The organism is Trinickia sp. HAY1-2D (assembly GCF_056754935.1).
This window is the reverse complement of sequence record NZ_JBPGWX010000002.1, coordinates 59372-83327: the sequence shown is the minus strand read 5'-3', so window position 1 is coordinate 83327 and position 23956 is coordinate 59372. Positions and strand designations below refer to the sequence as shown.

21 protein-coding genes, 1 tRNA gene, 1 pseudogene and 1 riboswitch are annotated in these 23956 nt (G+C 64.5%); of the genes and pseudogenes, 13 read left to right on the top strand and 10 right to left on the bottom strand.

Features of this window, described 5'->3' with window-relative positions; genetic code table 11:
• Positions 1-37: 37 nt before the first annotated feature.
• From ACR9ZC_RS07275 to ACR9ZC_RS07265, 3 genes are all read left to right on the top strand, one after another.
• Entirely contained in the window at positions 38-259 is a 222-nt protein-coding gene (locus ACR9ZC_RS07275) for a hypothetical protein (protein ID WP_481579805.1), read from the top strand.
• 260 nt (positions 260-519) lie between these two features.
• The gene (locus tag ACR9ZC_RS07270; protein ID WP_331567488.1) at positions 520-810 is read left to right on the top strand and encodes a hypothetical protein; all 291 of its coding nucleotides are present in this window, start codon (positions 520-522) and stop codon (positions 808-810) included.
• A gap of 133 nt (positions 811-943) precedes the next feature.
• Positions 944-1507, top strand: coding sequence for a GNAT family N-acetyltransferase (locus tag ACR9ZC_RS07265; RefSeq protein ID WP_481579804.1), 564 nt, complete (start codon positions 944-946; stop codon positions 1505-1507).
• Between the two features lie 176 nt (positions 1508-1683).
• On the opposite strand, the gene ACR9ZC_RS07260 is transcribed toward ACR9ZC_RS07265, so the two are convergent.
• Positions 1684-1759 (bottom strand) — tRNA-Arg (locus ACR9ZC_RS07260).
• Positions 1760-2080: 321 nt separating this feature from the next.
• Between ACR9ZC_RS07260 and ACR9ZC_RS07255 the strand changes: the two genes are divergently transcribed.
• Positions 2081-3040, top strand: a complete 960-nt coding sequence (locus tag ACR9ZC_RS07255; protein WP_481579803.1) for a c-type cytochrome — start codon at positions 2081-2083, stop codon at positions 3038-3040.
• Between the two features lie 98 nt (positions 3041-3138).
• Here the strand turns inward: ACR9ZC_RS07255 and ACR9ZC_RS07250 are convergent, their stop codons facing one another.
• Positions 3139-5229 (bottom strand): UvrD-helicase domain-containing protein, encoded by a 2091-nt coding sequence (locus ACR9ZC_RS07250; RefSeq protein WP_331567430.1) that lies wholly within the window; start codon positions 5227-5229, stop codon positions 3139-3141.
• Between the two features lie 275 nt (positions 5230-5504).
• Here ACR9ZC_RS07250 and ACR9ZC_RS07245 point away from each other — a divergent pair, with 275 nt between their 5' ends.
• Positions 5505-6584 (top strand): oxidoreductase, encoded by a 1080-nt coding sequence (locus ACR9ZC_RS07245; RefSeq protein WP_481579802.1) that lies wholly within the window; start codon positions 5505-5507, stop codon positions 6582-6584.
• Positions 6585-6704: 120 nt separating this feature from the next.
• Complete coding sequence (locus tag ACR9ZC_RS07240; RefSeq protein WP_331567426.1) at positions 6705-7085, top strand: hypothetical protein; 381 nt, start codon at positions 6705-6707, stop codon at positions 7083-7085.
• A 9-nt stretch (positions 7086-7094) separates the two neighbouring features.
• On the opposite strand, the gene ACR9ZC_RS07235 is transcribed toward ACR9ZC_RS07240, so the two are convergent.
• Complete coding sequence (locus tag ACR9ZC_RS07235) at positions 7095-8063, bottom strand: LysR substrate-binding domain-containing protein (protein ID WP_481579801.1); 969 nt, start codon at positions 8061-8063, stop codon at positions 7095-7097.
• A gap of 98 nt (positions 8064-8161) precedes the next feature.
• On the opposite strand from ACR9ZC_RS07235, the gene ACR9ZC_RS07230 reads away from it, so the two are divergent.
• Together ACR9ZC_RS07230 and ACR9ZC_RS07225 are read left to right on the top strand one after the other, a co-directional pair.
• The gene (locus ACR9ZC_RS07230) at positions 8162-8557 is read left to right on the top strand and encodes a nuclear transport factor 2 family protein (RefSeq protein ID WP_440561974.1); all 396 of its coding nucleotides are present in this window, start codon (positions 8162-8164) and stop codon (positions 8555-8557) included.
• Between the two features lie 178 nt (positions 8558-8735).
• Entirely contained in the window at positions 8736-9476 is a 741-nt protein-coding gene (locus ACR9ZC_RS07225) for a DUF899 family protein (RefSeq protein WP_481579800.1), read from the top strand.
• A 48-nt stretch (positions 9477-9524) separates the two neighbouring features.
• Here the strand turns inward: ACR9ZC_RS07225 and ACR9ZC_RS07220 are convergent, their stop codons facing one another.
• The 4 genes from ACR9ZC_RS07220 to ACR9ZC_RS07205 all read right to left on the bottom strand — a co-directional run bounded on the left by ACR9ZC_RS07220 (position 9525) and on the right by ACR9ZC_RS07205 (position 13607).
• Entirely contained in the window at positions 9525-10379 is an 855-nt protein-coding gene (locus ACR9ZC_RS07220) for a hypothetical protein (RefSeq protein ID WP_481579799.1), read from the bottom strand.
• Positions 10380-10746: 367 nt separating this feature from the next.
• Entirely contained in the window at positions 10747-11379 is a 633-nt protein-coding gene (locus ACR9ZC_RS07215; protein WP_481579798.1) for a LysE family translocator, read from the bottom strand.
• 27 nt (positions 11380-11406) lie between these two features.
• Positions 11407-11504, bottom strand: a riboswitch (ZMP/ZTP riboswitch).
• An 8-nt stretch (positions 11505-11512) separates the two neighbouring features.
• Positions 11513-12601, bottom strand: a complete 1089-nt coding sequence (locus ACR9ZC_RS07210) for a phytoene/squalene synthase family protein (RefSeq protein ID WP_481579797.1) — start codon at positions 12599-12601, stop codon at positions 11513-11515.
• A gap of 100 nt (positions 12602-12701) precedes the next feature.
• Entirely contained in the window at positions 12702-13607 is a 906-nt protein-coding gene (locus tag ACR9ZC_RS07205; RefSeq protein ID WP_481579796.1) for a DMT family transporter, read from the bottom strand.
• A 672-nt stretch (positions 13608-14279) separates the two neighbouring features.
• On the opposite strand from ACR9ZC_RS07205, the gene iaaH reads away from it, so the two are divergent.
• The 5 genes and pseudogenes from iaaH to ACR9ZC_RS07180 all read left to right on the top strand — a co-directional run bounded on the left by iaaH (position 14280) and on the right by ACR9ZC_RS07180 (position 19596).
• Positions 14280-15734: an indoleacetamide hydrolase gene (gene iaaH, locus ACR9ZC_RS07200; protein ID WP_481579795.1), complete on the top strand. Its 1455-nt coding sequence runs from the start codon at positions 14280-14282 to the stop codon at positions 15732-15734.
• A 61-nt stretch (positions 15735-15795) separates the two neighbouring features.
• Positions 15796-16707: pseudogene (locus ACR9ZC_RS07195) on the top strand (MFS transporter); the annotation flags it as partial.
• A 92-nt stretch (positions 16708-16799) separates the two neighbouring features.
• Positions 16800-17324 (top strand): MFS transporter, encoded by a 525-nt coding sequence (locus ACR9ZC_RS07190; RefSeq protein WP_481582612.1) that lies wholly within the window; start codon positions 16800-16802, stop codon positions 17322-17324.
• Positions 17325-17355: 31 nt separating this feature from the next.
• Entirely contained in the window at positions 17356-17739 is a 384-nt protein-coding gene (locus ACR9ZC_RS07185) for a DUF2784 domain-containing protein (RefSeq protein ID WP_481579794.1), read from the top strand.
• A gap of 438 nt (positions 17740-18177) precedes the next feature.
• Positions 18178-19596 (top strand): hypothetical protein, encoded by a 1419-nt coding sequence (locus tag ACR9ZC_RS07180; protein WP_481579793.1) that lies wholly within the window; start codon positions 18178-18180, stop codon positions 19594-19596.
• A 67-nt stretch (positions 19597-19663) separates the two neighbouring features.
• Here ACR9ZC_RS07180 and ACR9ZC_RS07175 read toward each other — a convergent pair whose 3' ends face one another.
• The 3 genes from ACR9ZC_RS07175 to ACR9ZC_RS07165 form a co-directional block, all read right to left on the bottom strand.
• On the bottom strand, positions 19664-21364 hold the full coding sequence (locus tag ACR9ZC_RS07175) for a thiamine pyrophosphate-binding protein (protein ID WP_481579792.1): 1701 nt from the start codon (positions 21362-21364) through the stop codon (positions 19664-19666).
• Between the two features lie 84 nt (positions 21365-21448).
• Positions 21449-22837 carry an L-serine ammonia-lyase gene (locus tag ACR9ZC_RS07170; protein ID WP_481579791.1) on the bottom strand — a complete coding sequence of 463 codons (1389 nt, stop codon included), beginning with the start codon at positions 22835-22837 and terminating at the stop codon, positions 21449-21451.
• Positions 22838-22870: 33 nt separating this feature from the next.
• Complete coding sequence (locus tag ACR9ZC_RS07165; RefSeq protein WP_331567506.1) at positions 22871-23899, bottom strand: alginate lyase family protein; 1029 nt, start codon at positions 23897-23899, stop codon at positions 22871-22873.
• Positions 23900-23956 lie beyond the last annotated feature (57 nt).

Below are 23956 nucleotides of genomic sequence, written 5' to 3'. Positions count from 1 at the left end.
ACGGGATGCATGCGCGAGCGGGCACGGGGTTGAAGTGATGAAAGCATGGCTCATCGATCGCGGCCTGTTGCTGCTTTGCGCGCTTGGGTTCGTTGCCGGCGTGATCTTCCTGTCGCGATGGATCGGCAACGACAACGTGTATTCGACGGTCGTCACAGTGACGGCCGTCGGGCTATGGTTTCGGGTCGCACGCCTGACGAAGCTATTGCGTCAACACGGCATTGATCCGGACGAAGGCCGTACGACGCTGAAACGTTGAGCGGGACTCTCAAATCGTCGAGGGCGGTCGTTGCGGCGGGCTGCTGAAACTGTTTCAGCACACGCGGCGCGGAACTGACATTGAACCTGATGACGGTACCGTCACTAGGTCTAAGAAGGCCGTCGCGACCGAAGCCGGGTTGTTGTGTGCAGGTCGGGGCGCTCCGCGACCTGTGGGACCGCAACCTATCTGCGGCCGAGCGCCCCGACGCTGTCGGTTCCTGGCGCTGAGTTCAAGGCTTACGGCACGGTCGAAGTTCGATGAAGAAAGCTCTCTTTATTTTTGCCAACGTGCTGGTTGCGCTGGTGGGTGGGTGGTGGCTAGCACAGTTCGTCGCGAGCCTGCCTTATGAAATGCCGTCCTGGCTCGACTCTGGCATCCGTGCGGGGATTCGCCTGACTGGCGCCAGCCAACTCGACAACACGGACGACATCGAGACGATCGCCATCATCCTCGCGATTTTGGCGTGCTCAGCGTTGGTTGGTGTCGTCTTAGCGATCGCGACTTGGCTTGGCTGCCGGCTGATCGCACGACGTCAGCGGGCGCGCTAGGCATCGTTCACGATCGAGGCGGCGACTCTCCAGCGTTGAATCGGGGTCGCTCGTACCGCAATGTCGCCAACGAACCCGCCCGCTATGCCGTGATCATGTCGCACCCGAGCGGATGTTGCTTTGGAGATGGAAATTGAAAAAGTTCGTTATTCAGTCTGTCAAGGCGATCACCGAACAAGAACTCGGCGAGCTATGCGACCTACTGATAGATTGCGTCGAGGGGGGCGCATCCGTTAGCTTCATGCTGCCGCTAGAACGTCACAAGGCGATGGAATTTTGGCGCGGCGTAGGAGCGAGCGTGGCCTGCGGTGCGCGCATCCTATTGATCGCGAAAGACGAAGAAGGCTGCGTTGGTACTGTGCAGGTACTGCTGGACCAGCCCGAGAATCAACCGCATCGCGGCGATCTCGCGAAGATGCTAGTACATCGCCGCGCCCGCGGGCGTGGCGTCGGCACAGAGCTACTGCGACATGCTGAGGCGGCGGCGTTGCAGGCCGGCAAGTCACTGCTCGTGCTGGACACCGCCAACCCCGTCGCCGAGCGCCTCTACGAACGCGGTGGCTGGCTTGCGTGCGGAACGATCCCCAATTACGCGCTAATGCCGGACGGCCCTCTTTGCGCTACCCGTCTTTACTACAAGCAACTCGCCCCGCTTAACGGTGCACTCGCCGTCAAACACAATTCAAACCATTCGTAAGATTTCGTCGGCGCCGCCCTTCTTCACAGGCGAAAACTATTCTCAGCTCTGCCCGATTCCCGCCAAATGGCGCATAGCGAGGTTCCTGGCGGCGCTCGAAATGCAAAAGGCCCTCGGCATTTGCCTCAGGGCCTTGATTCTCCTAGGTTTCAGCCACCTAGCATCAGTTCGAATTTTGGCGCGCCCGGCTGGGATCGAACCAGCAACCCCTGCCTTCGGAGGGCAGTACTCTATCCATTGAGCTACGGGCGCTTCGCTTGAACACGAAGGCGCCGCGACCGGGAGGGCGCAGCGCCGAGCGAGACCGAGAGGATACCCGGTTTCACGCGACACGTCCACCGCACGCCCCCGCGCGACTCCTTCCCCGCTAAGCGTCGCCGCCCGAAAAACGTCTCTTCCCACCCCAATTACGGGTAAACGCGGCCGGCAGCATTCCTGCACGCGTCTGGCCGCCGCGAAAACCTTCCGTCTATAATCGCCGTGTTTGACTGAATGAATTAAGTTGTTGCCGTCAAGCCGTTGCCGTCACGCTGTACCGCTCACCAACAATACCCACCGGGAGACGAGTCAAGCATGAGCGAAGCACCACACGGAGCCCCGATCAAAACCCCCGGGCAACTGATTGCAGCAGTCATCGCCGCATTCGCCATTCCCATCGTCGTCATCTGGCTCCTGGCCTATAACGTCAACCAGACGGTGCGCACCGGCGCCGGCACCGACGAAGCCAAAGATTCCGCCGTAGCAAAACGCATCGCGCCCCTCGCGCAAGTCACCGTACGAGACGCTAACGCGCCCCACGTCTACAAGACCGGCGAAGAAGTCTTCAAGGCCGTCTGCTCGACCTGTCACGCCACCGGCGCCGCAGGCGCACCGAAATTCGGAGACAGCAGCGCCTGGGCGCCCCGGATCGCCCAAGGCTTCGACACCCTGCTGCACACCGCCTTGACCGGCAAAGGCGCCATGCCCGCGCGCGGCGGCACGACTCCGGACGATTACAGCGATTACGAAATCGCACGCGCAGTCGTCTATATGGCCGATCACGGCGGCGCGAACTTCCCCGAGCCACCGGCACCCGCTCAAGGCGCAAGCTCGAGCGCAGCCGCAACGGCCGCCGCGCCGGCAAGCCCCACCGCAGCGGAATCGGCCAACCCGACGGCAGCCGCCAGCGAACAAACCGCGGCAACGGCTGCCTCGATGCCGACCGCTCAAACGGGCGGAGTCCCCGCTTCGGCATCGACGAACGCCACGGCTCCCGCCGCCGCGCCTGCCGCGGCCACGGCAAGCGCGGACACCGCGCAGGCCGGCAAGGCGCTCTACGAAAAGGTTTGCCAGGCCTGCCACGCCGCCGGCGTGCTCAATGCACCGAAGTTCGGCGACAAGGCGGCATGGGCGCCGCGCCTGAAAGATCCGATGGACACGATCTACAACTACGCACTTCACGGCAAAGGCTCGATGCCCCCGAAAGGCGGCTCGAACGCACCGGATGCCGAGGTCAAAGCGGCCGTCGACTATATGGTCAATGCCGCCAAATAGCCCGCTCATCGAGTAGGGAACCGAAGGCAATCAAGCGCATCGGTCGAAGCGAAACCGATCGATGCGCGCGCGAAGCCTGCCGCGCGGTTTCGCGCGCCTCACCCCTTCTGCAGCAGCGCCTTGAGGCTGGCAAGCCTATCCTTCGGCGACATCGGCGCCTCCTCGGCGGTCGGTGGCGGCGCCTCGTCGAGCCCCATCTCGGCGATGAATCGCGACAGCTCGCACACCACGGTCTCTCTCGCGCGCTTGCGCTTCTTGCACCAATTCAAATGCAGGCTGCGCTGCGCACGCGTGATGGCGACATACATGAGCCGCCGTTCTTCCTCGATGCGCGCGTCATCGATCTCGTCGTCCTCGGCATTGCCGCGATGCGGCATGATCCCTTCCTCGACCCCGACGAGAAACACGTGCGGATACTCGAGCCCCTTCGACGCATGCACGGTCGACAAGCGCACGGCGTCCGGGTCTTCCTCCTTGCCGTCGAGCATCGACATCAGCGCGACGGTCTGAATCAAACCCAGCAGGTTCTTGCCCGTATCGGCAAGGCCATCGGCATTGTCGTAGCCGGTCGCGTCGCCGTCTTCCGGTTCCTCGACCTCCGGCTTCGTACCTTTGCGCTTGAGCCATTCGAGAAATTCAAGGACGTTTTGCCATTTCGATTGCGCCTGACGCTCGTCGAACGTGTCGTAGAGATACGCCTCGTAATGGATCGCCTCCATGAGGTCGTCGAGCAGCGTCGTGGCGGCATCGTGAGTCGCACGCTCGGCAATGCGCTGCATGAAATCGCAAAAAACCCGCAACGGCTCGACTTGCCGTGCCGATAAGCGCGCCTCGATTCCGCCCATATAGACAGCCTCGAACAACGACACCTTCGCTTGTCCTGCGAACGAGCCCAGCGCTTCCAACGTGGTGTTGCCGATCCCGCGCCGCGGTGTCGTCACAGCGCGGATGAAGGCGGGGTCGTCGTCCGGATTGGCGATCAGGCGCAAGTAGGCGCAGATGTCCTTGATCTCGGCCTTGTCGAAAAACGATTGCCCGCCGGAGAGCACGTAAGGAATCCGCTCGCGCCGCAAAACCTGCTCGAAGATGCGCGCCTGGAAATTGCCGCGATAAAGAATGGCGTAATCGCGAAACTGCGCGCGCCGCTCGAACTTGTGGGCCGACAGCCGGAAGACGACCGATTCGGCCTCATGCTCTTCATCGTTGCAAGCCGTCACGGTGATGGAGTCGCCCATGCCGTGCTCGGACCACAGCTTCTTCTCGAAGAGCTTCGGATTGTTCGCGATGACGTTGTTCGCCGCGGTCAGAATGCGCACCGTCGAACGATAGTTCTGCTCGAGCTTGATGACATGCAGCTTCGGAAAATCCTTGCCGAGCTGTGCGAGGTTCTCGAGCGTGGCGCCGCGCCAGCCGTAGATCGCCTGATCGTCGTCGCCCACGGCCGTGAACGCCGCGCGTGGCCCGGCCAGCAGCTTGAGCAGTTCGTACTGACAGGCGTTGGTGTCCTGGTATTCGTCGATGAGCAGGTAACGCAGCTTGTTCTGCCAACGCTCGCGTACAGCCTCGTTCTTCGCGAAGAGTTCGGCCGGCAGGCGAATCAGGTCGTCGAAATCGACGGCCTGATACGCATGCAACGTCGCGACATAGTTGCGATAGACGATCGCGGCCAGGTGCTCGTCTTCGTTCGACGCCGTGGCCATGGCCTCTTCCGGCGTCACGAGACCGTTTTTCCAGAGCGAGACGATCGTCTGGACTTTGCGAATGAAGCCTTTGTCGGTCGAGCCCACCTGCTCTTGAATCATCGCGAAACAATCGTCCGCATCCATGATCGAGAACTGCGGCTTCAGGCCGAGATGCTCGGCTTCCTGCCGCAGGATCTGCACGCCGAGCGAATGAAACGTGCAAACGGTCAACTGGTTCACGGGCACCTTGCGCCCTTCCTTGCCCGGCGCCGTGAGCGTCTTGCCTTCGAGCAGCTTGCCGACGCGCTCGCGCATCTCCGCGGCCGCCTTGTTCGTGAAGGTGACGGCGGCGATATGGCGCGGCTCGAAGCCCTTCGCCTCGATCAGGTGCGCGATCTTTTGCGTGATGACGCGGGTCTTCCCGCTACCGGCGCCGGCCAGCACGAGACACGGGCCGTCGAGATAGCGGACCGCCTCGCTTTGGGCGGGATTCAATCCTGCGGACATTTCTGGTGGATCTTACAGTTTGGCGGCTCGCGCGAAGGCGCACACGCGTGCGCTCCGGACGATGCCATCGAGGGCGAGTGCGCGATGTTAACACGAGCAGCACACGATCGCTTTGGCCCCAAGACGCTTGCGCATGGGCACTTGCAAAGCGGCGGGCGACGCGTGCCACAATGCACGCTTCATCGTCCCGAATTCCATGCGCCGCATGCCGCCTGTTGCGATGCGTGCGACGCGCACGAGCACGGGCATCCACGACAAACCAGAGGTCCCCTACGATGACGACATCCGTAAAGATCGGCTTGATGGGATACGGCTTCGCCGGCGCGACGTTTCACGCACCGGTCATCGCGCACTGCGGCGCGCCCGCGCAGCGACCGAACGAACCTTACGCCTGCCTCGCCGCCATCGCCACGAGCCAGCCCGCAAAGGCGCTCGCCGACTATCCGAAAGCGCGAGCCGTCCCGGACCTGGACGCGCTGCTCGCACTCGACGACATCGAATGTGTCGTCATCGCCACGCCCAACGATACGCACTTTGATATGGCGGCGCAGGTCCTTCGCGCGGGCAAGCATGTGGTCGTCGATAAACCCGTGACGCTGAGTGCCGCGGAGGCGGTCACGCTCGCCGGCCTCGCGCACGAGCGCAATCTGGTCTTTGCGCCCTTCCATAATCGCCGCTGGGACGGCGATTTCCTTACCGTGCGTCAACTACTGGCGAAGGGCACGCTGGGCCGCGTCGCGCACTACGAATCGCATTTCGACCGGTTCCGCCCGCAGGTGCGCGAGCGCTGGCGCGAGCAGGCGTCGCGCGGCGGCGGCCTGCTCTTCGATCTCGGTCCGCATCTGATCGATCAGGCGCTCGTGCTGTTCGGGCCGCCTGAAACGGTTTATGCCACGGTCAAGGTGCATCGCGATGGCGCGGGCGCAGCCGATTACGTGCATCTGCTGCTCAGCTATCCGGACAAGGAAGCGGTCCTGCATGCGAGCGCGCTTTGCGCGATCGAGCCGCCCCGGTTCGCCATTCACGGCACGCTCGGCAGCTATGTGAAGTACGGTCTCGATACACAGGAAGACCAATTGAAAGCGGGTCTTCGCCCGGGCAACGCGGGCTTCGGAGCGGACAATCGGCCGGCCACGCTGCGCGTGCTCGAAGGCGAGCGTGAAATCGAGCGGCAATGGCCGACGCTCACCGGTGCATACCCCGAGTTCTATCGCGCGCTGGCCGCGTCCATTCGCGATGGCGAGCCATTCCCGGTCTCGCCGCAAGATGCAGTCGATGTCATGACGATCATCGAGCTCGCCGAGCGCAGCGTGCGCGAAGGGCGACGCCTGCGATTCGAGCGCATGGGGGCTTGACCCGCCGCGGCACCGCGCCGATCGTTGTCATCGCATTGGGCATCTGGCGCGTTTATCCCCCGGAGGGGAACGTCGACCGCGGCGCTCCCTGCCGTGCAAATCACAAGGGATAACGAAACGATGAAAACAATGGTTCGCGCGCTCGCTTGCAGCGCATTGATCGCGTCGCTGAGCGCCTGCGTCGTCAATCAGCCACCGCCGCCGCGCCAGGTCGTTGTACCGGCGCCCGCACCAGTGCTGCGCCCGAACCCGCGCGAGGTCGCACTGGAGCGTTTCGGTCAGGTCAACAGTCGCATCGACAATCTCGGCCGCCGCATCGACTGGCACGTCAACGGAGGCTATTACCCGCCTCCCCAAGGCAACGCACTGCACCATCGTCTTGACGTCATTCGCCAGGAAGCGCGCGATATGGCCGCGCAGCACGGCGGCGGCCTGTCCGATGAAGAGCAGCGCGTGCTCAATCACGAACTGGACGGGACGGCGCGCGCAATCGGCGAATGACGCCATCGCTTACGCCTGAGCCATCGAACCTTGGCCGTCTTCGTTGCGCGCGAGCGTAGCCAGCGCGGCGGCCAGTGCTCGTATCTTCCGCTGCTCGCCGCTTTGCGACGGGTAGACGAGAAAATAGGACGCGCCATTCAGCGCGACCTCCTCGAACGGTGCAACGAGCACGCCTTCGCGCAGCCGTTCGCGGGCCATGCGCGGATCGCCGATGGCCACACCGTGGCCGTCGGCTGCCGCAGCCAGCGCGAGTTCGAGCGTGTCCAACGCAGGCCCCTTCGTGACATCGATACCCGCGCCGCCGATCGCATCGAGCCGACAACGCCACTCCGCGCGGCTCGGCCCGGCATGCAGGAGCACCGTTCGTCTCAGGTCGTCAATGGAGCGAATCGATGCGGCGATCGCGGGAGCACACATCGGCGTCAGCGACTCGGGAAAAAGCTCGACCGCCTCCATGCCGCTCCACGGGCCCCTGCCCCGCACGACCATCGCATCGATATCCTGTCGAGCGAAATCGGGGCGATCGTCCGATGACGTGGCGATGCGCAGTTCAACGCCAGGCATCGCACGCTCGAACTGTGCCATGCGCGGCAAGAGCCACCGCACGGCAAACGTCGACGGCAATCTCAACGTCACGATCGAGATCTCGTCGATTCGCGTGCGCGCGTAATCGCTCAGTTCAGTGAGCACGCGCAACGCGACTTCGAGCAAGCGCTCGCCTTCGCGCGTCAGCGTCAGCCCCCCTGCATGGCGAACGAACAGCGCACATCCATAGTGCGCCTCGACCTGCTGGACTTGCCGGCTCACGGCGCCTTGCGTGCGGCACAGATGAACCGCGGCTTTCGTGAGGCTGCCGAGGCTCGCCACGGCAACGAAAACCTGCAGGCCCGCGAGCGTCGGAAACGGACGCGTCAGTTCGGCGAGCGGGTATGCAAGCGGCTCATGGCCCGTTTGCGAATTTTTCGATTGTTGGTTCATCTGGGCGTCGATATCGTCTGTCCCGAAGCCGCCCCACGTGTAGCCACATAGAGATCGCGCGTGCGGTATTTGATAACGGATGAATGGAGGAATTCGCAATGACATCCGCGCAATCACTTTATACCAGCCGAATACGCGAGTACCTGAGCCAGCTCGAACGCGGCGATGCAGCGGCGATTTGCGCGCTCTTCGCGTCTGATGCTCAGGTGTATTCGCCCTTGCTGGGCTGGGTGTCGCCGCGCCCGTTCTTCGAGAAACTGTCGGCGGCGTCGGGGCAAAGCAGCATTACGCCGATCGATGTCTGCGTCAGCACGACGGGCGCCGCGCGCGCCACGGGATATTTCGTCTATGAATGGGCGCTCAAGGACGGGCCGACCGTGCGGTTTGAATGTGTCGATGTATTCGAGTTCGACGAGGCGGGTCGCATCGCGCGGCTGCTGATCATCTACGACACTTATCCGATTCGCGCATCGCTCGGCGACAGCTTTTCGTAAGCGCCGCCAGCCTCGTGTGACGAACGGGCGCGAAAAATGCAGAAACACAAAACTCGTGGCGATGTGTCGATTCTGGCGGGGCTCGTTCGTCGTCGAAAAGGGGGAGCCGATGCCGAGGCGAGGTCATCGATACCGGCGCTCCGCCCCCATTCGTTCGGCACTCCTAAGGAGACGCTCCATGAGTCAAGCAGACACATCCACACCCGCATTGAAGCCCGCCACACTCCTTGCCCAATCGAAGTACCGCTTTCCCGGCGAAAGCGAGGGATACCGCAAAGCCCGCAATGCACTGCTCGAACAGGAAATCGAATTGCGGCGCCAGATCGAGCGCGTCGCGGCGATGCGCCGCGCGTTACCGGTCGGCGGCGCCGTGCCGCAGGACTATCGCTTTCAAGGCGAGCACGGCTCCACAACGCTGTCCGACATGTTCGGCAAGCACGATACGCTCGTCATCTATAACTGGATGTTCGGCCCACGGCGCGAGCGCCCCTGCCCGATGTGCACCTCATTTCTGAGCGCGCTCGACGGCGAGGCGCGCGACATCGAGCAGCGAGTCGCGTTGGCCGTCGTCGCACGATCGCCCATCGATCGGCTCGTCGCTTTCAAGAATGAAAGGGGCTGGCGCCATTTGCGGCTGTTTTCGTCGGGCGGCAACAGGTTCAATGTCGACTACGCCCATGAAGATCCGGACACGGGCGATAACCCGGCAATCAATGTATTCGTTCGCCGCAATGGCGCCATTCACCATTTCTATGCGGGCGAGATGGGACCCGAGACGGCCGATCCCGGGCAAGACCCCCGCGGCGCGCCCGATCTGATGCCGCTTTGGACCATTCTCGATCTGACGCCGGGCGGGCGCGGCACCGACTGGTATCCGAAGCTCGATTATCCGGATGCGAATCAGGCGACGCGTCGTTGAAGGGGGATGCCGGGCAACTACCGGTGCGAACCACCGCCCGGCACTTTTTCAGCCGGCGAGAGCGTTGTAAGCCGTTTCACGCTGCTCTCGTTCGGGGAGCTCTTCGATTACAAGCCGCAATTTATCTCGGATGCCACCCGTGTCGCCATTCAAACAACGGAAATTCAGCGAAAGGCTCAGGACCATGTGGGCATAGTCGGCCCCGGTGATCTCGCCCGCCTTGTCCGGCGCCTCTTCTCTCTCGTGCCAGAGTTGTTGGACCGCCTCCAACACGGCTTCGTACATTTCGGTACGAAGGGATTCATCCTCCACCGACGAGGCGGCCTCCGCCGTATCGGCCAATGGCTCGACCCGGTGGCGCTTGAACTGTACTTCGCCGATGGCGCCCAGCACGAGCGAAACAGCGGCGTAGCGATGCGCCGCCGGAAATGCATCGTCGGCTATTCGCATAGCTAACACGCAAAGCGGCTTTGGGCGCGCAACCAGCCCGAGTTCCGGGGCGCCGATGAAGCGCGCAGTCGATTCGAGCCTTTCGTGGGGCAGCGGCGGCGGCCCCGCGAGCGCTTGTTGCGCCAATACCGCTTGCACGTCTTTCAGATCGCTGGCACGGGCGGCATACTTGCTCAGCTTCGTGCTTTGCTCATATGCGGGCAGAATCGAAGAAGGGAGTAGTAGCAACGCGGTTCGCTCTGCCAACGCCGGTGATCGATCGGTCGCCATGGAAATGGCCAGTTCGGCGGCGGGCCGTTCCCCTTCCGGCATCGCTTGAATGCGGCCGGTGAGACCGGCCAGCAGATAGTCTTTCGCTGAATCGGGCAGGCCGTCGATGACTGGCGGCCGCGCTGAAGCGTCTTGCGGACCGAGCAACGGCTGCAGATCGGAGAACCGCTCGACGTCGGCCACGAGCCTGTCCAGCGATAGCTGAAGCTCGGCGAGCGAAGGATTCCCGGGCGATGCACGCCCCCCGCTCACCGCGGCTGCGTCAGCACCCGGGACCAACCCACTCAGTCGCGGATTGATGCCTCCTCTGTGCGCAGAGCCCGGCATAGGCTGGGAGGCATTGTCTCCCGTCCCATCAGCAGCCTCGCTGCCTGTTCCACCATCGACGGGGCGTGGCGGCAACCCGTCGCTTCCCTCGGGACCCTTGATCATATCGGCTCACCACTCGCTGCGTTTGGAATACCGCCGAACTCTATAGCGGCGCGGCGTTCACGACCGCTTCGATCCGAAGCAGCACGCCATCAAACGCACTTTCGAGCGGCTCGCCCCTTCAGCGCCGCGCTTCCGTCGCCATTCTGACCGCGAGCCCCGCCAGTACCGTGCCCATGAGCCACCGCTGAGCGACGAGCCAGAGGGGCCTTCCGGCCAAAAATCGAGCAATCGTGCCAGCAGACAGAGCGACGACCGAGTTGACCGTCAGGCTCGCCACGATCTGGAGGGAGCCGAGCGCGAGCGACTGCGCGAGGACGTGGCCGTGTTGCGGATCGATGAATTGCGGCAGCAACGACAGGTAGAGCACCGCAATCTTCGGATTGAGCATGTTGGTCAAAAAGCCCATGACGAAGAGCTTGCGCGGACTATCGGCAGGCAGGTCCCGAACCTGGAACGGCGAGCGTCCGCCCGGCTTGAGCGCCTGCCATGCAAGGTAGCCCAGATAAAGCGCGCCGCCGAAGCGCAGCACATCGTAGGCAAGCGGCACCGCGATCAGCAAGGCCGTAATGCCGCATGCCGTGGCAACCATATACAAGACGAAGCCAAGTGCGACGCCGCCCAGTGAGACCAGGCCGGCGGCGCTGCCCTGACAGATGGAGCGGGAGACGATATAGACCATATTCGGGCCGGGCGTCAGCGCCATGCCGAGCGCGACGAGGCCAAAAGCGAGCAACGAACTGGACGTGGGCATTGCATCACTCCTCGGAGAAGGAAAGAAGGACGACGCCCAGGCGCGCGGCAATGCACCCGATTCACGGGCACTGTCCGCGTTTCCCGATGGTGGTCCATCTCCAGGCGCCAGTCGCGCGGACCCGGCGATTATTTCACGATCGAGCGGTACTCGCTTGCCCGCCAACACGGCCACCGATGCGCGCTTCGATCGTGCCGATGAGCCGTTCCGCCCAAGCGTTCAAGGTCCGCGTCGACATGACGACCATGCTCGATTTCGCAACGATGCCGTACACGCGCGAGCGGCCGACCTTCGAGACGCATGCCGGATCGAGCCATCGGTCGTTTTCGACAAGCAGCGCAAGCGTCTCGAGGCCGATCAGAATCGGCCAGATGCAGGCCAGACGCAAACGGACCGAGCGCGCAGGAATCGCGAACGTATAGGCCAGCGCATCGCGGTACAGCTCGAGCGTCTTGCCGACCAGTTCGAACAGCAGCGGCCGGGCGCGCGACGAGGCATCGGGGGCGAGCAAGTCTTGCGGCGTCAATGCGAAGCGCTCGAGCATCCGCTCAGGCAGGTAACAGCGCCCGATACGCAAATCCTTCGCGCAATCGCGCAGCACGTTCGTCATCTGCAACGCCTTGCCGAAGCGGACCCCGCGCTCGATCATCGTCGCGGCCGCCTCTTTGAGCGTGCCGGGTAGATGCGAGTAGGTCATTTTGGTCCAGAACTCGCCGACGCAGCCCGCGACGAGATAGGTGTAGCGGTCCAGATCGTCGAGCGTCGCGAGCGCGCCGAGCTGGCCCGAACGTTCGTCAGGGAAGGTGCGCAGATCGAACTCCATGCCCATCGTCAGCGTAGTCACGATCTCGCGCACCGCGTCCCGGTCTGCCGTATCCAATTGCGTCAAGGCGTCGAATGCGCCACCGAGCGATTCGAGCAGCAATTTTTCGTCGGCATGCCCTTGCTGGCTCGCCACGTCATCCCTGAGGCGACGCACGAGCGAGCCGTCGTCGGGCGGCGCGCCATTCACGCTGGCACGCAATGCAAGCAAGAGCTCGAGCCGCTGCGCCGGGTCGATCAGCGATGTATCCGCGATCGTATCGGCCGCGCGCGCGAGCAGATAAGCGAGCGCAACGGGGTCGCGCATGCCGGCGGGCAAGATGCGCAGCGTCAGGTAAAACGAGCGTGAAACGCTCTTCAACAGCGGACCGAGTAAAAAGGCCCGGACGGATTCGGACATAGAGGGAATCGGATGTATTCGGATCGATGCAACGCTGCCGCATTGTATCCGGCCACCCGATTCCGCCCGCTTGCACTGAACCGGTTCAGCCCACGAGACATTAGCCGCGCGGCTCACGCGTCATCTCGCGAGGCGCGCTGTGCACCTTCTCCTTGTTGCGAAGCGTCAGGGCCAGCCCGGCGAGAATCAAGATCATTCCGATGACGTCCCTCGGCTGCAGCGCGTGGCCGAACCACAGGTAGTCCATCAGCGCCGTAATGACGGGCACGAGATAGAAAAGGCTGGTCACATTGACCAGATTGCCGCGGCGCACGAGCCGATAGAACAGCAATTGGGCAAGCACCGAGATGACAATCCCGAGCCAGAGTACGGAGACGGCGAGCGGTGCGTCCAGCCGTAACCCGTTCCATTCGGCAACCCCGAGAGGCAGCGAAAGCAGCAAGCCTACGAAGTTCTGCAAGGGCAGCACGTCCATCGGTTTCTGCACGATGCGCTTTTGCATGATCGCCCCCACCGTAATGCTCGCAAGTGCGGCAAGGGCGAGCGCGATTCCTTCGGTCGTCGAAGGATTCAACGCCGATGCGCCGCGAAACACGATCGACGCAAGGCCCAGCATCGCCATGAAAAGACCGGCCATCCGCATCGCCGAAAAACGTCGCTCGGTGACAACGAGCGTGGCAATCGGCTGTGCGCCGAGAATGGCCGCCAATAGCCCGGGCGTCAGTCCTCGCTCGAGCGAAAGGAAGTAGCAGATCGAATAGCCGCCCATCATCAGCGCGCCCGTGGCGGCGACATGGACGCGCGTGCCGCGCGCCGGCAACCAACGGTGCCGCCCTGCACCGATGAGCGCAAGGATGATCGTCGCAAGCGCAAAGCGCATCGTCAGAAACGTCGAGGCGCTCGCATGCGTCACCCCGATTTCCGCAAAAATGGCGCCACTGCTCCAAAGCAGAATAAAAAGCGCAGTCGCACCATAGGCCGCCAAAGCGGTTTTGAACCAAGCCATGAGTTCACCTGCCAGTCGAATTCGTTGAACTGGCAGACCGGCACACGTCGACGGACACGCGCACGCATCCGCACGCGCGTACTCGCGCACCCGCATCTACGCCCTTTGGCGCAGCTACACGGGCCGAACGGCCGGTCTGCAGGAGAAAACGAAGTGTCGGCGCTTAGCCGAGCACCGCCGTGTGTGGCGGTGCAAGCGCTGCGACGACCCGCCCGAACGGGGGCGGCGAGGCGACAGGAGGAGGAAACGCAATGAGACAGCAGCGGCGCGCAGCATCGAGCGATGTCTCGATGCCGCCAACGGCAAAACACGAACGCGCTGCACTTTTCATGAGGAAAACGGGTTGTGGGGCTGCCGTTGAATGAATGACGCAGGTTTGAAGGCTACTCGCAATGGCCCGGGCGTGCAATCGGAGCACCGGCGTCGGCTTGCAGGGACCTGAGCAGCCGTCCGATACACCGGTTGATATCTTGACTGAATAGTCATAATATCAAGCCAAGGTGTCGACGAGTGATCGACGGCGATCCAGCCGAAGTTGGGGCCGGTCACTACTAAAATAGCTGACATGTTATTGGGCTTGTCGCGCTCGACGCAGACAGCGGCCGGCTGCAGCGCCGCAATTTATTGACCGTTCATTCATAAATAAGCGCTCACCGAATCAGGAGATACCGCATGACCTCATCGACCATCGCGCAACGCTGGGCATTGGACGCACGGCAAGCTGTCCAAGCGATACGATCGGGGCGGCTGAAAGCCGTCGACTATGTAACGGCACTGCTCGCGCGTGCCGACACTTACAGCTCGCTTCACGCGTTCATCACCCTCGAAACGGAAAGCGCCATTGCGGCTGCTTCGCGAATCGACGGCCTCACCGGCAACGAGCGCGCGCGCTACCCGCTCGCCGGCTTGCCGATCGCCGTGAAAGCCAACATCAACGTCAAGGGCACGCGGACTTGCGCCGGCACACCGGCGCTCGCAGGTTTTGTCGCACCCACCACCGCGCCGACCGTGACACGGCTCGTCGAGGCCGGCGCCATCGTGCTCGGAAAAACGAATATGCACGAGCTGGCTGTCGGCATCACGAGCACGAACCTCGCTGCGCACGCCGGGCCGGTTCGCAACCCCTACGATCGCTCGAAGATACCCGGCGGCTCATCCGGCGGCACCGCCGCGGCGCTCGCCGCGCGCATCGTGCCCGCCGGGCTAGGGACGGACACAGGCGGCTCGACGCGCATTCCCGCGGCCCTCACCGGTACAGCCGGCTTGCGGCCCTCCGTCGGAAACGGCGGGGCCGAGCGTCGCTACCGCAACGAACACGATGTCGTGCCGATCAGCCATACGCGCGATACGGTCGGCCCGATGGCGCGCACCGCCGCGGACCTCGCCTTCATCGACGGCATCGCGACCGGCGATACCGCGCTGCCCGCGATCGAACTCGCGCGTTTGCGTATCGGCCTGCCGCGCGATTGCTGGCGGCAACTCGACAGTACAGTCGAAGCGATTGCCCATGCGGCGCGCGAGCGCCTCGAAAAAGCTGGTGTGACGTTCGTCGATGTGGAGCTGACAGAGGTCATGTCGATTTGCGAGCGCATCAGCCTGCCCATCGCGTTTGCCGAGCTTGGCGACGATGTGCCCGCGTGGCTCGCCGCAAACGGCGCTCCGGTGCAAACGCTCGGCGCGTTGGCCGAGCGCATTGCGAGCCCGGATGTCAGGCGCATCTATGAGGCGACGCTTGCCGGCACCTATGCCGAGGCGTACCCGCATGCCATTCAGGTCCTGCGCCCCGAGCTGCAACGACGCTACGCATCGATATTCGACACGGCGGGCCTCGATGCGCTGCTCTTTCCGACTACGCCGCTACCCGCGGTCGACATCGACCACATCGAAGGCTCCGCCGTCGTCACGATCGGCAATGGCGAGCCCATCGACGAAATGGCCGCCTACCTGCGCCATACCGATCCGGCGAGCATCGCCGGCATCCCCGGTCTGTCGATTCCCGCAGGCCTGACACCGTCGGGCCTGCCTGTCGGCATCGAGATCGACGGTCCGCTCGGTAGCGATCGCAGGCTGCTCGCCATCGGCATTGCGATCGAATCGGTGCTGGGGGCGCTGCCGCCACCCTTTTGACTCGAGCGGCGCGACAAGCGACGAATGGCGAACGCGCGCAACGCGTCTCGTGTGTCCTTCGATGCGAGCGTTCGCCTCTTTTTTGAGGCCTCGTACCATGATCAGATCCGACTCCCTTCGCACGACGATTCGTTCGGCGCCACCTTCGGCGGGAAAGGAGGCAACCGCCGAAATCGATTCCCGTGGCGACACGGCCTATGGCACGCGATCGAACGCCGCTGCGTTGGTCGTGCTGCTGACGGGCGCGTTTCTCTCGCCGCTCGATTACTTCATCGTCAATCTTGCATTGCCCGCTATTCGCAGCGGCCTGGGCGCAAGCAGTGCCGAGCTTCAATTGATCGTCTCGGCCTATACCTCGGCCTTTGCGGTGCTGCTCGTCACAGGTGGTCGGCTTGGCGATCGCTTCGGCCGCAAACGCCTCTTCATGGGCGGCATGACAGGTTTTCTCGTTGCTTCGCTGTTATGCGCCCTGGCACCGAGCGGCGCGTTTCTCGTCTCGGCGCGCATCATGCAGGGCGCCTCGGCGGCCATGCTCGTGCCGCAAATCCTCGCGACCATCCGCAGCGCCTTTCCGAAAGAGCAGCAGACGGCGGTCATGAGTCTCTATGGCTTCGTCTATGGCTTCGCATCGGTCGCCGGACAGATCGGCGGCGGACTGCTCGTCACGCTGCACCCGTTCGGGCTCGGATGGCAATCGATCTTTCTCATCAATCTTCCGGTAGGCGTGCTCGCACTGGCAGGCGCATGGCGCTTCGTTCCCGAAAGCCGTGCCGCACGCACGGAGGGCAACGATTGGCTGGGTCTCACGCTGCTATCGGCGTTCTTCGCCCTCGTCATTTATCCGCTGACTCAGGGACGCGAAGCGGGCTGGCCGCTCTGGGCGTGGACGATGCTCGCCGCCAGCGTGCCGGTGCTCGCCGCTTTCGTGCTGGCGGAGTATCGCGCGCATCGGGCCGGGCGCGACCCGCTCGTCGAGCTCGCTTTGTTCAGGAATCCTGTGTTTTCCGTCGGGCTCGTGCTGGCGTTCTGCTTCTATTGCGATAGCGCCTTTTTCTCACCTACGGCATCTATCTGCAGTCGGGCCTGGGATGGTCCGCGCTCGCCGCCGGCGCGGCGGTCTTTCCGTTCGGCGCAGGCTCGATTCTCGGGCCGCTGTGCTCGCCCGCCATCGTGCGCCGCATCGGCAATCATGTCCTCACTGCGGGCTTCGCGGCGCTTGCGCTCGGATTCGCCGCGACAGCGGCCGCCTCGCTGCGGGTCATGCCCGGCGGCCTGTTTTACGCGGGCCTGGTCGTTGCCGGCGCCGGGCACGGTCTGGTGCTGCCGAACGTGGTGCGCATCGTCATCGGCGAAATTCCGCCGGCCAAAGCGGGGCTCGCGGGCAGCATCGTCACATCGATGCTGCAAATCGGCTCGGCCTTCGGCGCGACGGCGATCGGCGGCCTGTTCTTCTCCGTCGCGGCCGAGGGGGCGAATGCAGCACGCCACGCGCAGGCTTATCGCGATAGCATCGCCGTCGTGGCAACGCTCTTCGCCGCTTGCATCGTTATTGCTGCACTGATGTCGGGAAGCGCGCACCGGCGTCGCTGAAACCGGGCGCGTTGCGGTCCGTGCGCCAAACATGTCCATGACTACTGTGCTCGCCGATACGGTTTTGATCGTGCACGCGTGCGTCGTGCTCTTCATCGTGGGCGGCTTCGCGGCGATCTGGTGCGGTGCCGCACGCCATTGGCGCTGGGTGCGCGAACCGCGTTTTCGCTTCGTTCATCTCGCGTCGATCGGCATCGTCGCAGCGCTCGCCCTCCTCGGCGCGCCGTGCCCGCTGACCACGCTGGAGGCGTGGCTGCGCGAGAGCGGCCCGAGCTCGCAAGGCTTCATCGCCTACTGGGTCGGGCGGCTTCTTTACTACGATCTCCCCGGCTGGCTTTTCACCGTGATCTATGCCTGTTTCGCGTTCATCGTGCTGCTGACATGGCGATTCGTTCCGCCGCGGCCGCGTTCATAACGCATGCCTGCCGGGCTGCAATAGTCGACAAGATTCAGTCGAATGTTAAACAGCGAACATCCGCCGGCCATTGGTAATTGATCTCGCAGGGAGGCGAGCCCATAGTTCTGACTAAAGTGACAGAAGGCGAACCGCCGCGCCCCATGCGAGCCCCGCGTTCGCTCGCCGGGCCATCGGCAACCTCAGCAAACATGCGCGTTCGCGCGGGCGCGCCGCCATCGAAAGCTTATGCAGACGGAAGCCACCTCACAGTCGGCCGCTCCGGCGCCTTGCGTCAGATGCGGCGCAGCCGTGGGCTCCGACGCCCTGCACTGCCCGCGTTGTGGGCAGCCCGTCTTGCGGCAAACGCGCGTGCGAAAGGCCGCGCGTCCGGCTCCTCCAGCTCCTCCGGCGTCGCCGGCGCCACCCGCGCGGCCCGCGCTCGGCGCCACCGCACCGATGCGCCGGCGCCTGCTTGCCGCGCTGCCGCACCGCCTCACCTCGGGCGATTCGAACGGGGCGCGGCGCTGGGGAGTGTCGGCGAGCGTGGCATGGATACTGTTCGGCTTCGCGGCCATCTTTGGCGCTGTCGTGGCCATCGACGAGCACGATAACGCCCAAATGCTTTGGCCCACCCCGGCGGACCCGCCCTCGCGCGGCACCCAGGGAACGCAGGAAGACCGGCCGCAGGCAGACCCGCCGCCGCGTCAACAGGACGCCCCCGCAACGCACGCCGCGTCACGCTCGGCTCTGCAGGCGCTCTCTTCGGCGGCGCTCGTCGATTTGCTTCGACAACAACTCGATACCGTACGCCACGAGAATGCCGCCGACGCCCAACGCACCATCGGCGGCCCGCCTGTCCATAACCGCCCTGCAGCCGTTGCGCCAGGCGGCGAACCGGCAAACAGGACCGCGGCGACGCCCGATGCGAAGCGCGCCGCGGCAAGCGCTGCGGCTGCGCCGCGCAAGCCGGTCTCGCCCACGCTCGCGAAAAAGGCTGCGCCGCAGCCATCGGTCTCGGCTCATCGGCTGTCCGCTCAAGTCGCAGCACCGGTGCGCCCTCCGGCAAGTCCCGCGCCGTCGACACCGCAATCGGAAGCGCTCGCCTCGACACAGCCGGCCGCCTCCGAGCCGTTGCGCGCAACAGCCTCACCGGCTACGCGGCCGACCGCCGGCTCGGCCGAGGCCCCCGCTACACAAGCGCAAGCTCCGGCACTGCCGCCCAGCCCGGCCTCCGCCACACAGCCGCCCCACATCGCCGAACAGCGGGTCGCAACGGACGCCGAGACGCCGCGCGTGCCGGCGGGGCCATCGCCGGCATCCCTGACATCCGCGGCACCCGCCCCGCTCGCAGTGCCGGCAGCCATCCCGGCGCCGGCCGAGCGTGGTGACGAAGCGCATCCACGCCTGCGCCCCGGCTGCGCGGCAGGCGGCGATAGCGCGGACTGCAAGGAGACCGCATCGCCTACCGATACGAGCGGCTCCCACGCACCGCCCGCGGGGCAATCGAACGAAGTCTGGTCGGGGGCGGTGAAGCGGACTCCGGCGGCCTCGGCAGCAGGGGCGTCCAGCGCGGATCATGGCCAAGCCGCGCAGGCACAGACACAGACACAGACGCAGACACCGGCGAAGCGAGTGGCGAAGAACCATACGCCCAAGCAGCACTTGGCCTCCGCGGTATCGACCCGGGCCGTTCGACGCGCAACGGAGCGCACGGCCGAGCGTACTGAAGAACATGGAGCCGCCTCGTCGCCATTGGCGATGGCCAAGCAGACCTGGCACACGGTGCTATCCGAGATCGAGCCCCGCGAGCGGCTCAAACCGGCGCGGACCACCGAGGTGTCGGAGTCGCATACCGAAATCTACCGTGGTCATTGACTGACGTCTGAGCCGGATGCCCCGCGCGGCGCAGCGCGGGCGACGACAGCCCGCGCAAACCGGGGCATCATGCTCCGGCGCGTGCCTTGCGTCCCTGTTCCCGAATCTGTTCCAGCGTGGCGGACGGCGTGCTGACCTCCTTCGGCACGCGGATTTCGATCAACGCCGGCAAGCCGCTGGCGATTGAACGCTCGAGCGCGGGCAAAAATTCGGCCGTCTTGACGACCGTCTCGCCATGCGCGCCGAACGAACGCGCATAGGCCGCGAAGTCTGGGTTGGTCAGCGCCGTGCCATGCGGCCGGTCAGGATAGTGGCGCTCCTGATGCATACGGATGGTGCCGTAATGACCGTTGTTGACGACGATGAAGATCGCATTCAGGCCGTACTGCATGGCCGTTGCCAACTCGTGGCCCGCCATCATGAAGCAGCCGTCGCCGGCAAGGGCTACCGCGATCCGCTCGGGATAGAGCGCTTTGGCTGCCAGCGCCGCGGGTACCCCATATCCCATCGCCCCGCTCGTCGGTGCCAGTTGCGTCTTGAAGCGCCGATAGGCGAAGTGCCGGTGCAGCCAGATCGCGTAGTTGCCCGCGCCGTTCGAAACGAAAGCGTCTTCCGGCAGCCGCTCGCGCAGTTGCACCATGATTTCGCCCAGCTGCACGTCGCCCTGCATCGGGCGTGGCCGGTGCCATTCGAGGTAGGCGCGATGCGCGTCCTCCGCGCTGCCGGCCCATGCGGGCGCCGCGCCCGGCTCGAGTGCCGCGAGCGCCGCCGCGATCTCAGGCATGCCCGAAACGATCGGCAGATCGGCCGCATAAACGCGCCCGAGTTCCTCCGCCCCCTGATGCACATGGACTAGGGTCTGCTTCGTTTTCGGAATGTCGAGCAGCGTGTAGCCGCCCGTCGTCGCTTCGCCGAGCCGCGGGCCGATCGCCAGCAGCAGGTCCGCCTCGCCGATGCGCCGCCCGAGCGCCGGATTGATACCGAGCCCCACATCGCCGGCATAGTTCGCATGCGCATTATCGAAGAGGTCCTGATAGCGGAAAGCGCATCCCACCGGCAATTGCCAGTTTTCCGCGAAGCGGCGCATGTCGTCGCAGGCGCCCGCCGTCCATCCGCTGCCGCCGAGAATCAGCATGGGCTGGCGCGCATTCTCGAGCAGTGCGCGCACGCGCTCGATTTGCGCCGGCGCCGGCGACGCGGCGACACGCTGAAACCGGGGCGCCGCCGGCACGGCCGGGCAAGGGTCCGAGAGCATGTCCTCGGGCAACGCCAACACGACCGGCCCCGGTCGCCCCGAACAGGCAACATGAAACGCATGGCTCAGATATTCGGGAATGCGCCGCGCGTCGTCGATTTGCGCGACCCATTTCGCCATTTGACCGAACATGCGTCGATAGTCGATCTCCTGGAACGCTTCGCGATCGAGATGCTCGCGCGCGCATTGGCCGATGAAGAGAATCATCGGCGTCGAATCCTGAAACGCCGTATGCACGCCGATCGATGCATGGGTGGCGCCCGGACCGCGCGTCACGAAAGCCACGCCGGGCAGCCCCGTCATTTTTCCGGTCGCCTCGGCCATGTTGGCGGCCGCCGCTTCGTGCCGGCAAACGAACGTGCGGATATGCGCATCCTCGTCATGAAGTACATCGAGCACAGCGAGAAAGCTCTCGCCCGGTACGCAGAAAACGCGATCGACACCCTGCGCGAGCAAGGCATCGACGATGAGACGTGCACCCGTCGTGGAAACGGCGTCAGCGGCGTTGACCATGATGCTGCGACCTCCTGATTGGTTGGACGTCCTTCGAGAAAACATCGGCACGCCATACGGCGGATCCGTCGAAAGCGCCGCGCCTCAGCACTCGACGATATTGACCGCGAGCCCGCCGCGCGATGTCTCCTTGTACTTCGTTTTCATGTCGGCGCCGGTCTCGCGCATCGTCTTGATGACCGAATCGAGCGAGACGTAGTGGCTGCCGTCGCCGCGCAAGGCCATGCGCGCCGCATTGACAGCCTTCACCGAAGCCATGGCATTACGTTCGATACATGGGATCTGCACCATCCCGCCCACCGGATCGCAGGTGAGGCCGAGGTTGTGCTCCATGCCGATTTCCGCGGCGTTTTCGACCTGTTTCGGGCTGCCGCCCATGACCGCCGCGAGCGCGCCGGCCGCCATCGAACAGGCCACGCCGACTTCCCCCTGGCATCCGACTTCCGCGCCCGAAATCGACGCATTGAGTTTGTAGAGAATGCCGATGGCCGCCGCCGTCATCAAAAAGTCGATCACGCCTTGTTCGTTGGCACCGGGCGTAAAGCGCGTGTAATAGTGCAGCACGGCGGGGATGATGCCCGCGGCTCCGTTCGTCGGCGCCGTCACGACACGGCCGCCCGCCGCGTTCTCTTCGTTGACCGCGATCGCATAAAGGTTGATCCAGTCGATCATCGAGAGCGGATCGCGCAAACCTTGCTCCGGATTGCCGGACAGGTCGCGATAAAGCTGCGGCGCGCGGCGCTTGACGTTGAAAGGACCGGGCAGCGTACCGTCGGCGTCGGGGTTGCCTACACCGCAACCGCGTGCAACGCACGCCTGCATGACCTCCCAGATTTTCAGCAACCCGCTTCGCGTCTCGTCGTCGGTATGCCAGACACGCTCGTTCTCCCACATCAATTGCGCAATGCTCTTGCCCGTGGCGGTGCACCGCGCGAGCAATTCATTACCGCTGCGAAACGGATGGGGGAGCTGGTCGACAGCGGCGAGTACCTTCGTATTCGGCGCGCCGGCTGTCACGACGAAGCCACCGCCCACCGAGAGGTACGTCGATTCGCGCAGGGTCGTGCCCGCAGAATCGGCCGCGCGCAGCTTGAGCCCGTTCGGGTGCTCGGGGAGCGCCTGACGATAAAACGCGATGTGATCCTTCGGTGTGAAGTCGATTTCGTGCTTGCCGAGCAGCGCGAGACGCCGCGTGCTGCGCACCGTATCGAGACGCGCCGCGATCGTGGTCGGATCGACCGTGTCGGGGGCCTCGCCCAGCAGCCCCAGCATCACGCCGCGGTCAGTGCCGTGGCCTTTGCCCGTCGCGCCCAGCGACCCGTAGAGCTCGACCTTGAGCGCCGCGGTGGCGCCGAGGAGTCCGTCGCGTTCGAGTCCCTGCACGAACATCAAGGCCGCGCGCATCGGCCCGACCGTATGGGAACTCGACGGACCGATGCCGATTTTGAAGAGATCGAAAACGCTGACTGCCATTGTTGCTCCAGAAAAGGAAGACCGATGCTCCGCTCATCGCGCCGCAAGCGGCAGACAGACGGCCACCCAGGCCGGCGGCGTCGGCGAAAGCAGCAGCGCGACGCTGGTATAGCGCCCCGACAGACGCGCCGCGAGGTGAAAAAGCGGCGCCGCGCGCTTGGGGTCCCATGGACCCGAAAAGCCCGCCACGCCGGCCGCGCGCCGTTTCGCGTCGAACGGCACGCTCGAATGCACGAATTCGTCATGCGTCTTTTGGCCGAGCGCATAAGGCACGAGCCAATTGAGCGCGAGCGCAAGCGAGGCGCCATTGCCCGCCTTGAGCGTGAGCCAGTTGCGGTTGTGACGCCGCGCGGCAAGCGCCGCGGCGACGAGCGGCTCGAGATCGTAGGCGACGTAATGCAGCGCGTCGCGTTCGGCGAAATCGACGGTCGAACCGTCCGGCGCAATGTTGTTGCCGATCTGCTCGACGAAGATGCGCTGCGCGGCATCGATGAGCTTGCGATCGTCGAGCGTGAAAGCGGCCATCGCAACGAGCTTCACGCGATGGCTTTCCCAGTTGTTCCGATAGGTGCCGGTCAGGGGACGCGCTGCGCTGTCGATGCGTGCGACGTAGCCATTGCCCAGCGTCGCGATGAAGGCCGCTGTCGCATTGCGCGTCTTGACCGACAGCGCACTCGCCGTCATGTCGTAAGCGAGGATCAGCGAGTCGAAATGGGTTTCGTCGATCGGATCGAAACTGGGCCGATACGTGCCCACCCAGGCCGCGAGAAACCGGTCGACGAGCTTCAGGTAGCGGTCATCGCCCGTCGCACGCCAAACGAGCGCGGCGTCGCGCATCAGCTCGAGTTCTTTTTCGGCTTCGATGCTCTCGTCGTAAATCCCCTCGTGCGGCAGCGTACCCTCGGTGTGCAGCCGCGGGAGCGGCTTGGGCTCGGCGCCGAGTTGCCCACCGACACGCTTCATCAACGCCTGAACATCCGGCGCCGCGTTGGCGCGTTCGCTCGTTTGCAATCCTGGAGCGGCGCAGAAGTTCATCGCGGCATGAGCCAGTACGGGCGGCATCGTGCATGCCGTCGCGCAGGCGAGCAGCCGCGGCCAGCGCAACGCTCGCGCGCCCTG

Excerpts from the sequence above, each read along its gene's own strand:
- ACR9ZC_RS07170 (WP_481579791.1), bottom strand. The coding sequence starts at position 22,837 with ATGGCAGTCAGCGTTTTCGATCTCTTCAAAATCGGCATCGGTCCGTCG.
- ACR9ZC_RS07205 (WP_481579796.1), bottom strand. The coding sequence starts at position 13,607 with ATGGCTTGGTTCAAAACCGCTTTGGCGGCCTATGGTGCGACTGCGCTT.
- ACR9ZC_RS07250 (WP_331567430.1), bottom strand. The coding sequence starts at position 5,229 with ATGTCCGCAGGATTGAATCCCGCCCAAAGCGAGGCGGTCCGCTATCTC.
- ACR9ZC_RS07270 (WP_331567488.1), top strand. The coding sequence starts at position 520 with ATGAAGAAAGCTCTCTTTATTTTTGCCAACGTGCTGGTTGCGCTGGTG.
- ACR9ZC_RS07235 (WP_481579801.1), bottom strand. The coding sequence starts at position 8,063 with ATGAACCAACAATCGAAAAATTCGCAAACGGGCCATGAGCCGCTTGCA.
- ACR9ZC_RS07275 (WP_481579805.1), top strand. The coding sequence starts at position 38 with ATGAAAGCATGGCTCATCGATCGCGGCCTGTTGCTGCTTTGCGCGCTT.
- iaaH (WP_481579795.1), top strand. The coding sequence starts at position 14,280 with ATGACCTCATCGACCATCGCGCAACGCTGGGCATTGGACGCACGGCAA.
- ACR9ZC_RS07245 (WP_481579802.1), top strand. The coding sequence starts at position 5,505 with ATGACGACATCCGTAAAGATCGGCTTGATGGGATACGGCTTCGCCGGC.
- ACR9ZC_RS07255 (WP_481579803.1), top strand. The coding sequence starts at position 2,081 with ATGAGCGAAGCACCACACGGAGCCCCGATCAAAACCCCCGGGCAACTG.
- ACR9ZC_RS07165 (WP_331567506.1), bottom strand. The coding sequence starts at position 23,899 with ATGCCGCCCGTACTGGCTCATGCCGCGATGAACTTCTGCGCCGCTCCA.
- ACR9ZC_RS07230 (WP_440561974.1), top strand. The coding sequence starts at position 8,162 with ATGACATCCGCGCAATCACTTTATACCAGCCGAATACGCGAGTACCTG.
- ACR9ZC_RS07210 (WP_481579797.1), bottom strand. The coding sequence starts at position 12,601 with ATGTCCGAATCCGTCCGGGCCTTTTTACTCGGTCCGCTGTTGAAGAGC.
- ACR9ZC_RS07180 (WP_481579793.1), top strand. The coding sequence starts at position 18,178 with ATGCGCCGGCGCCTGCTTGCCGCGCTGCCGCACCGCCTCACCTCGGGC.
- ACR9ZC_RS07175 (WP_481579792.1), bottom strand. The coding sequence starts at position 21,364 with ATGGTCAACGCCGCTGACGCCGTTTCCACGACGGGTGCACGTCTCATC.
- ACR9ZC_RS07240 (WP_331567426.1), top strand. The coding sequence starts at position 6,705 with ATGAAAACAATGGTTCGCGCGCTCGCTTGCAGCGCATTGATCGCGTCG.
- ACR9ZC_RS07185 (WP_481579794.1), top strand. The coding sequence starts at position 17,356 with ATGTCCATGACTACTGTGCTCGCCGATACGGTTTTGATCGTGCACGCG.
- ACR9ZC_RS07215 (WP_481579798.1), bottom strand. The coding sequence starts at position 11,379 with ATGCCCACGTCCAGTTCGTTGCTCGCTTTTGGCCTCGTCGCGCTCGGC.
- ACR9ZC_RS07225 (WP_481579800.1), top strand. The coding sequence starts at position 8,736 with ATGAGTCAAGCAGACACATCCACACCCGCATTGAAGCCCGCCACACTC.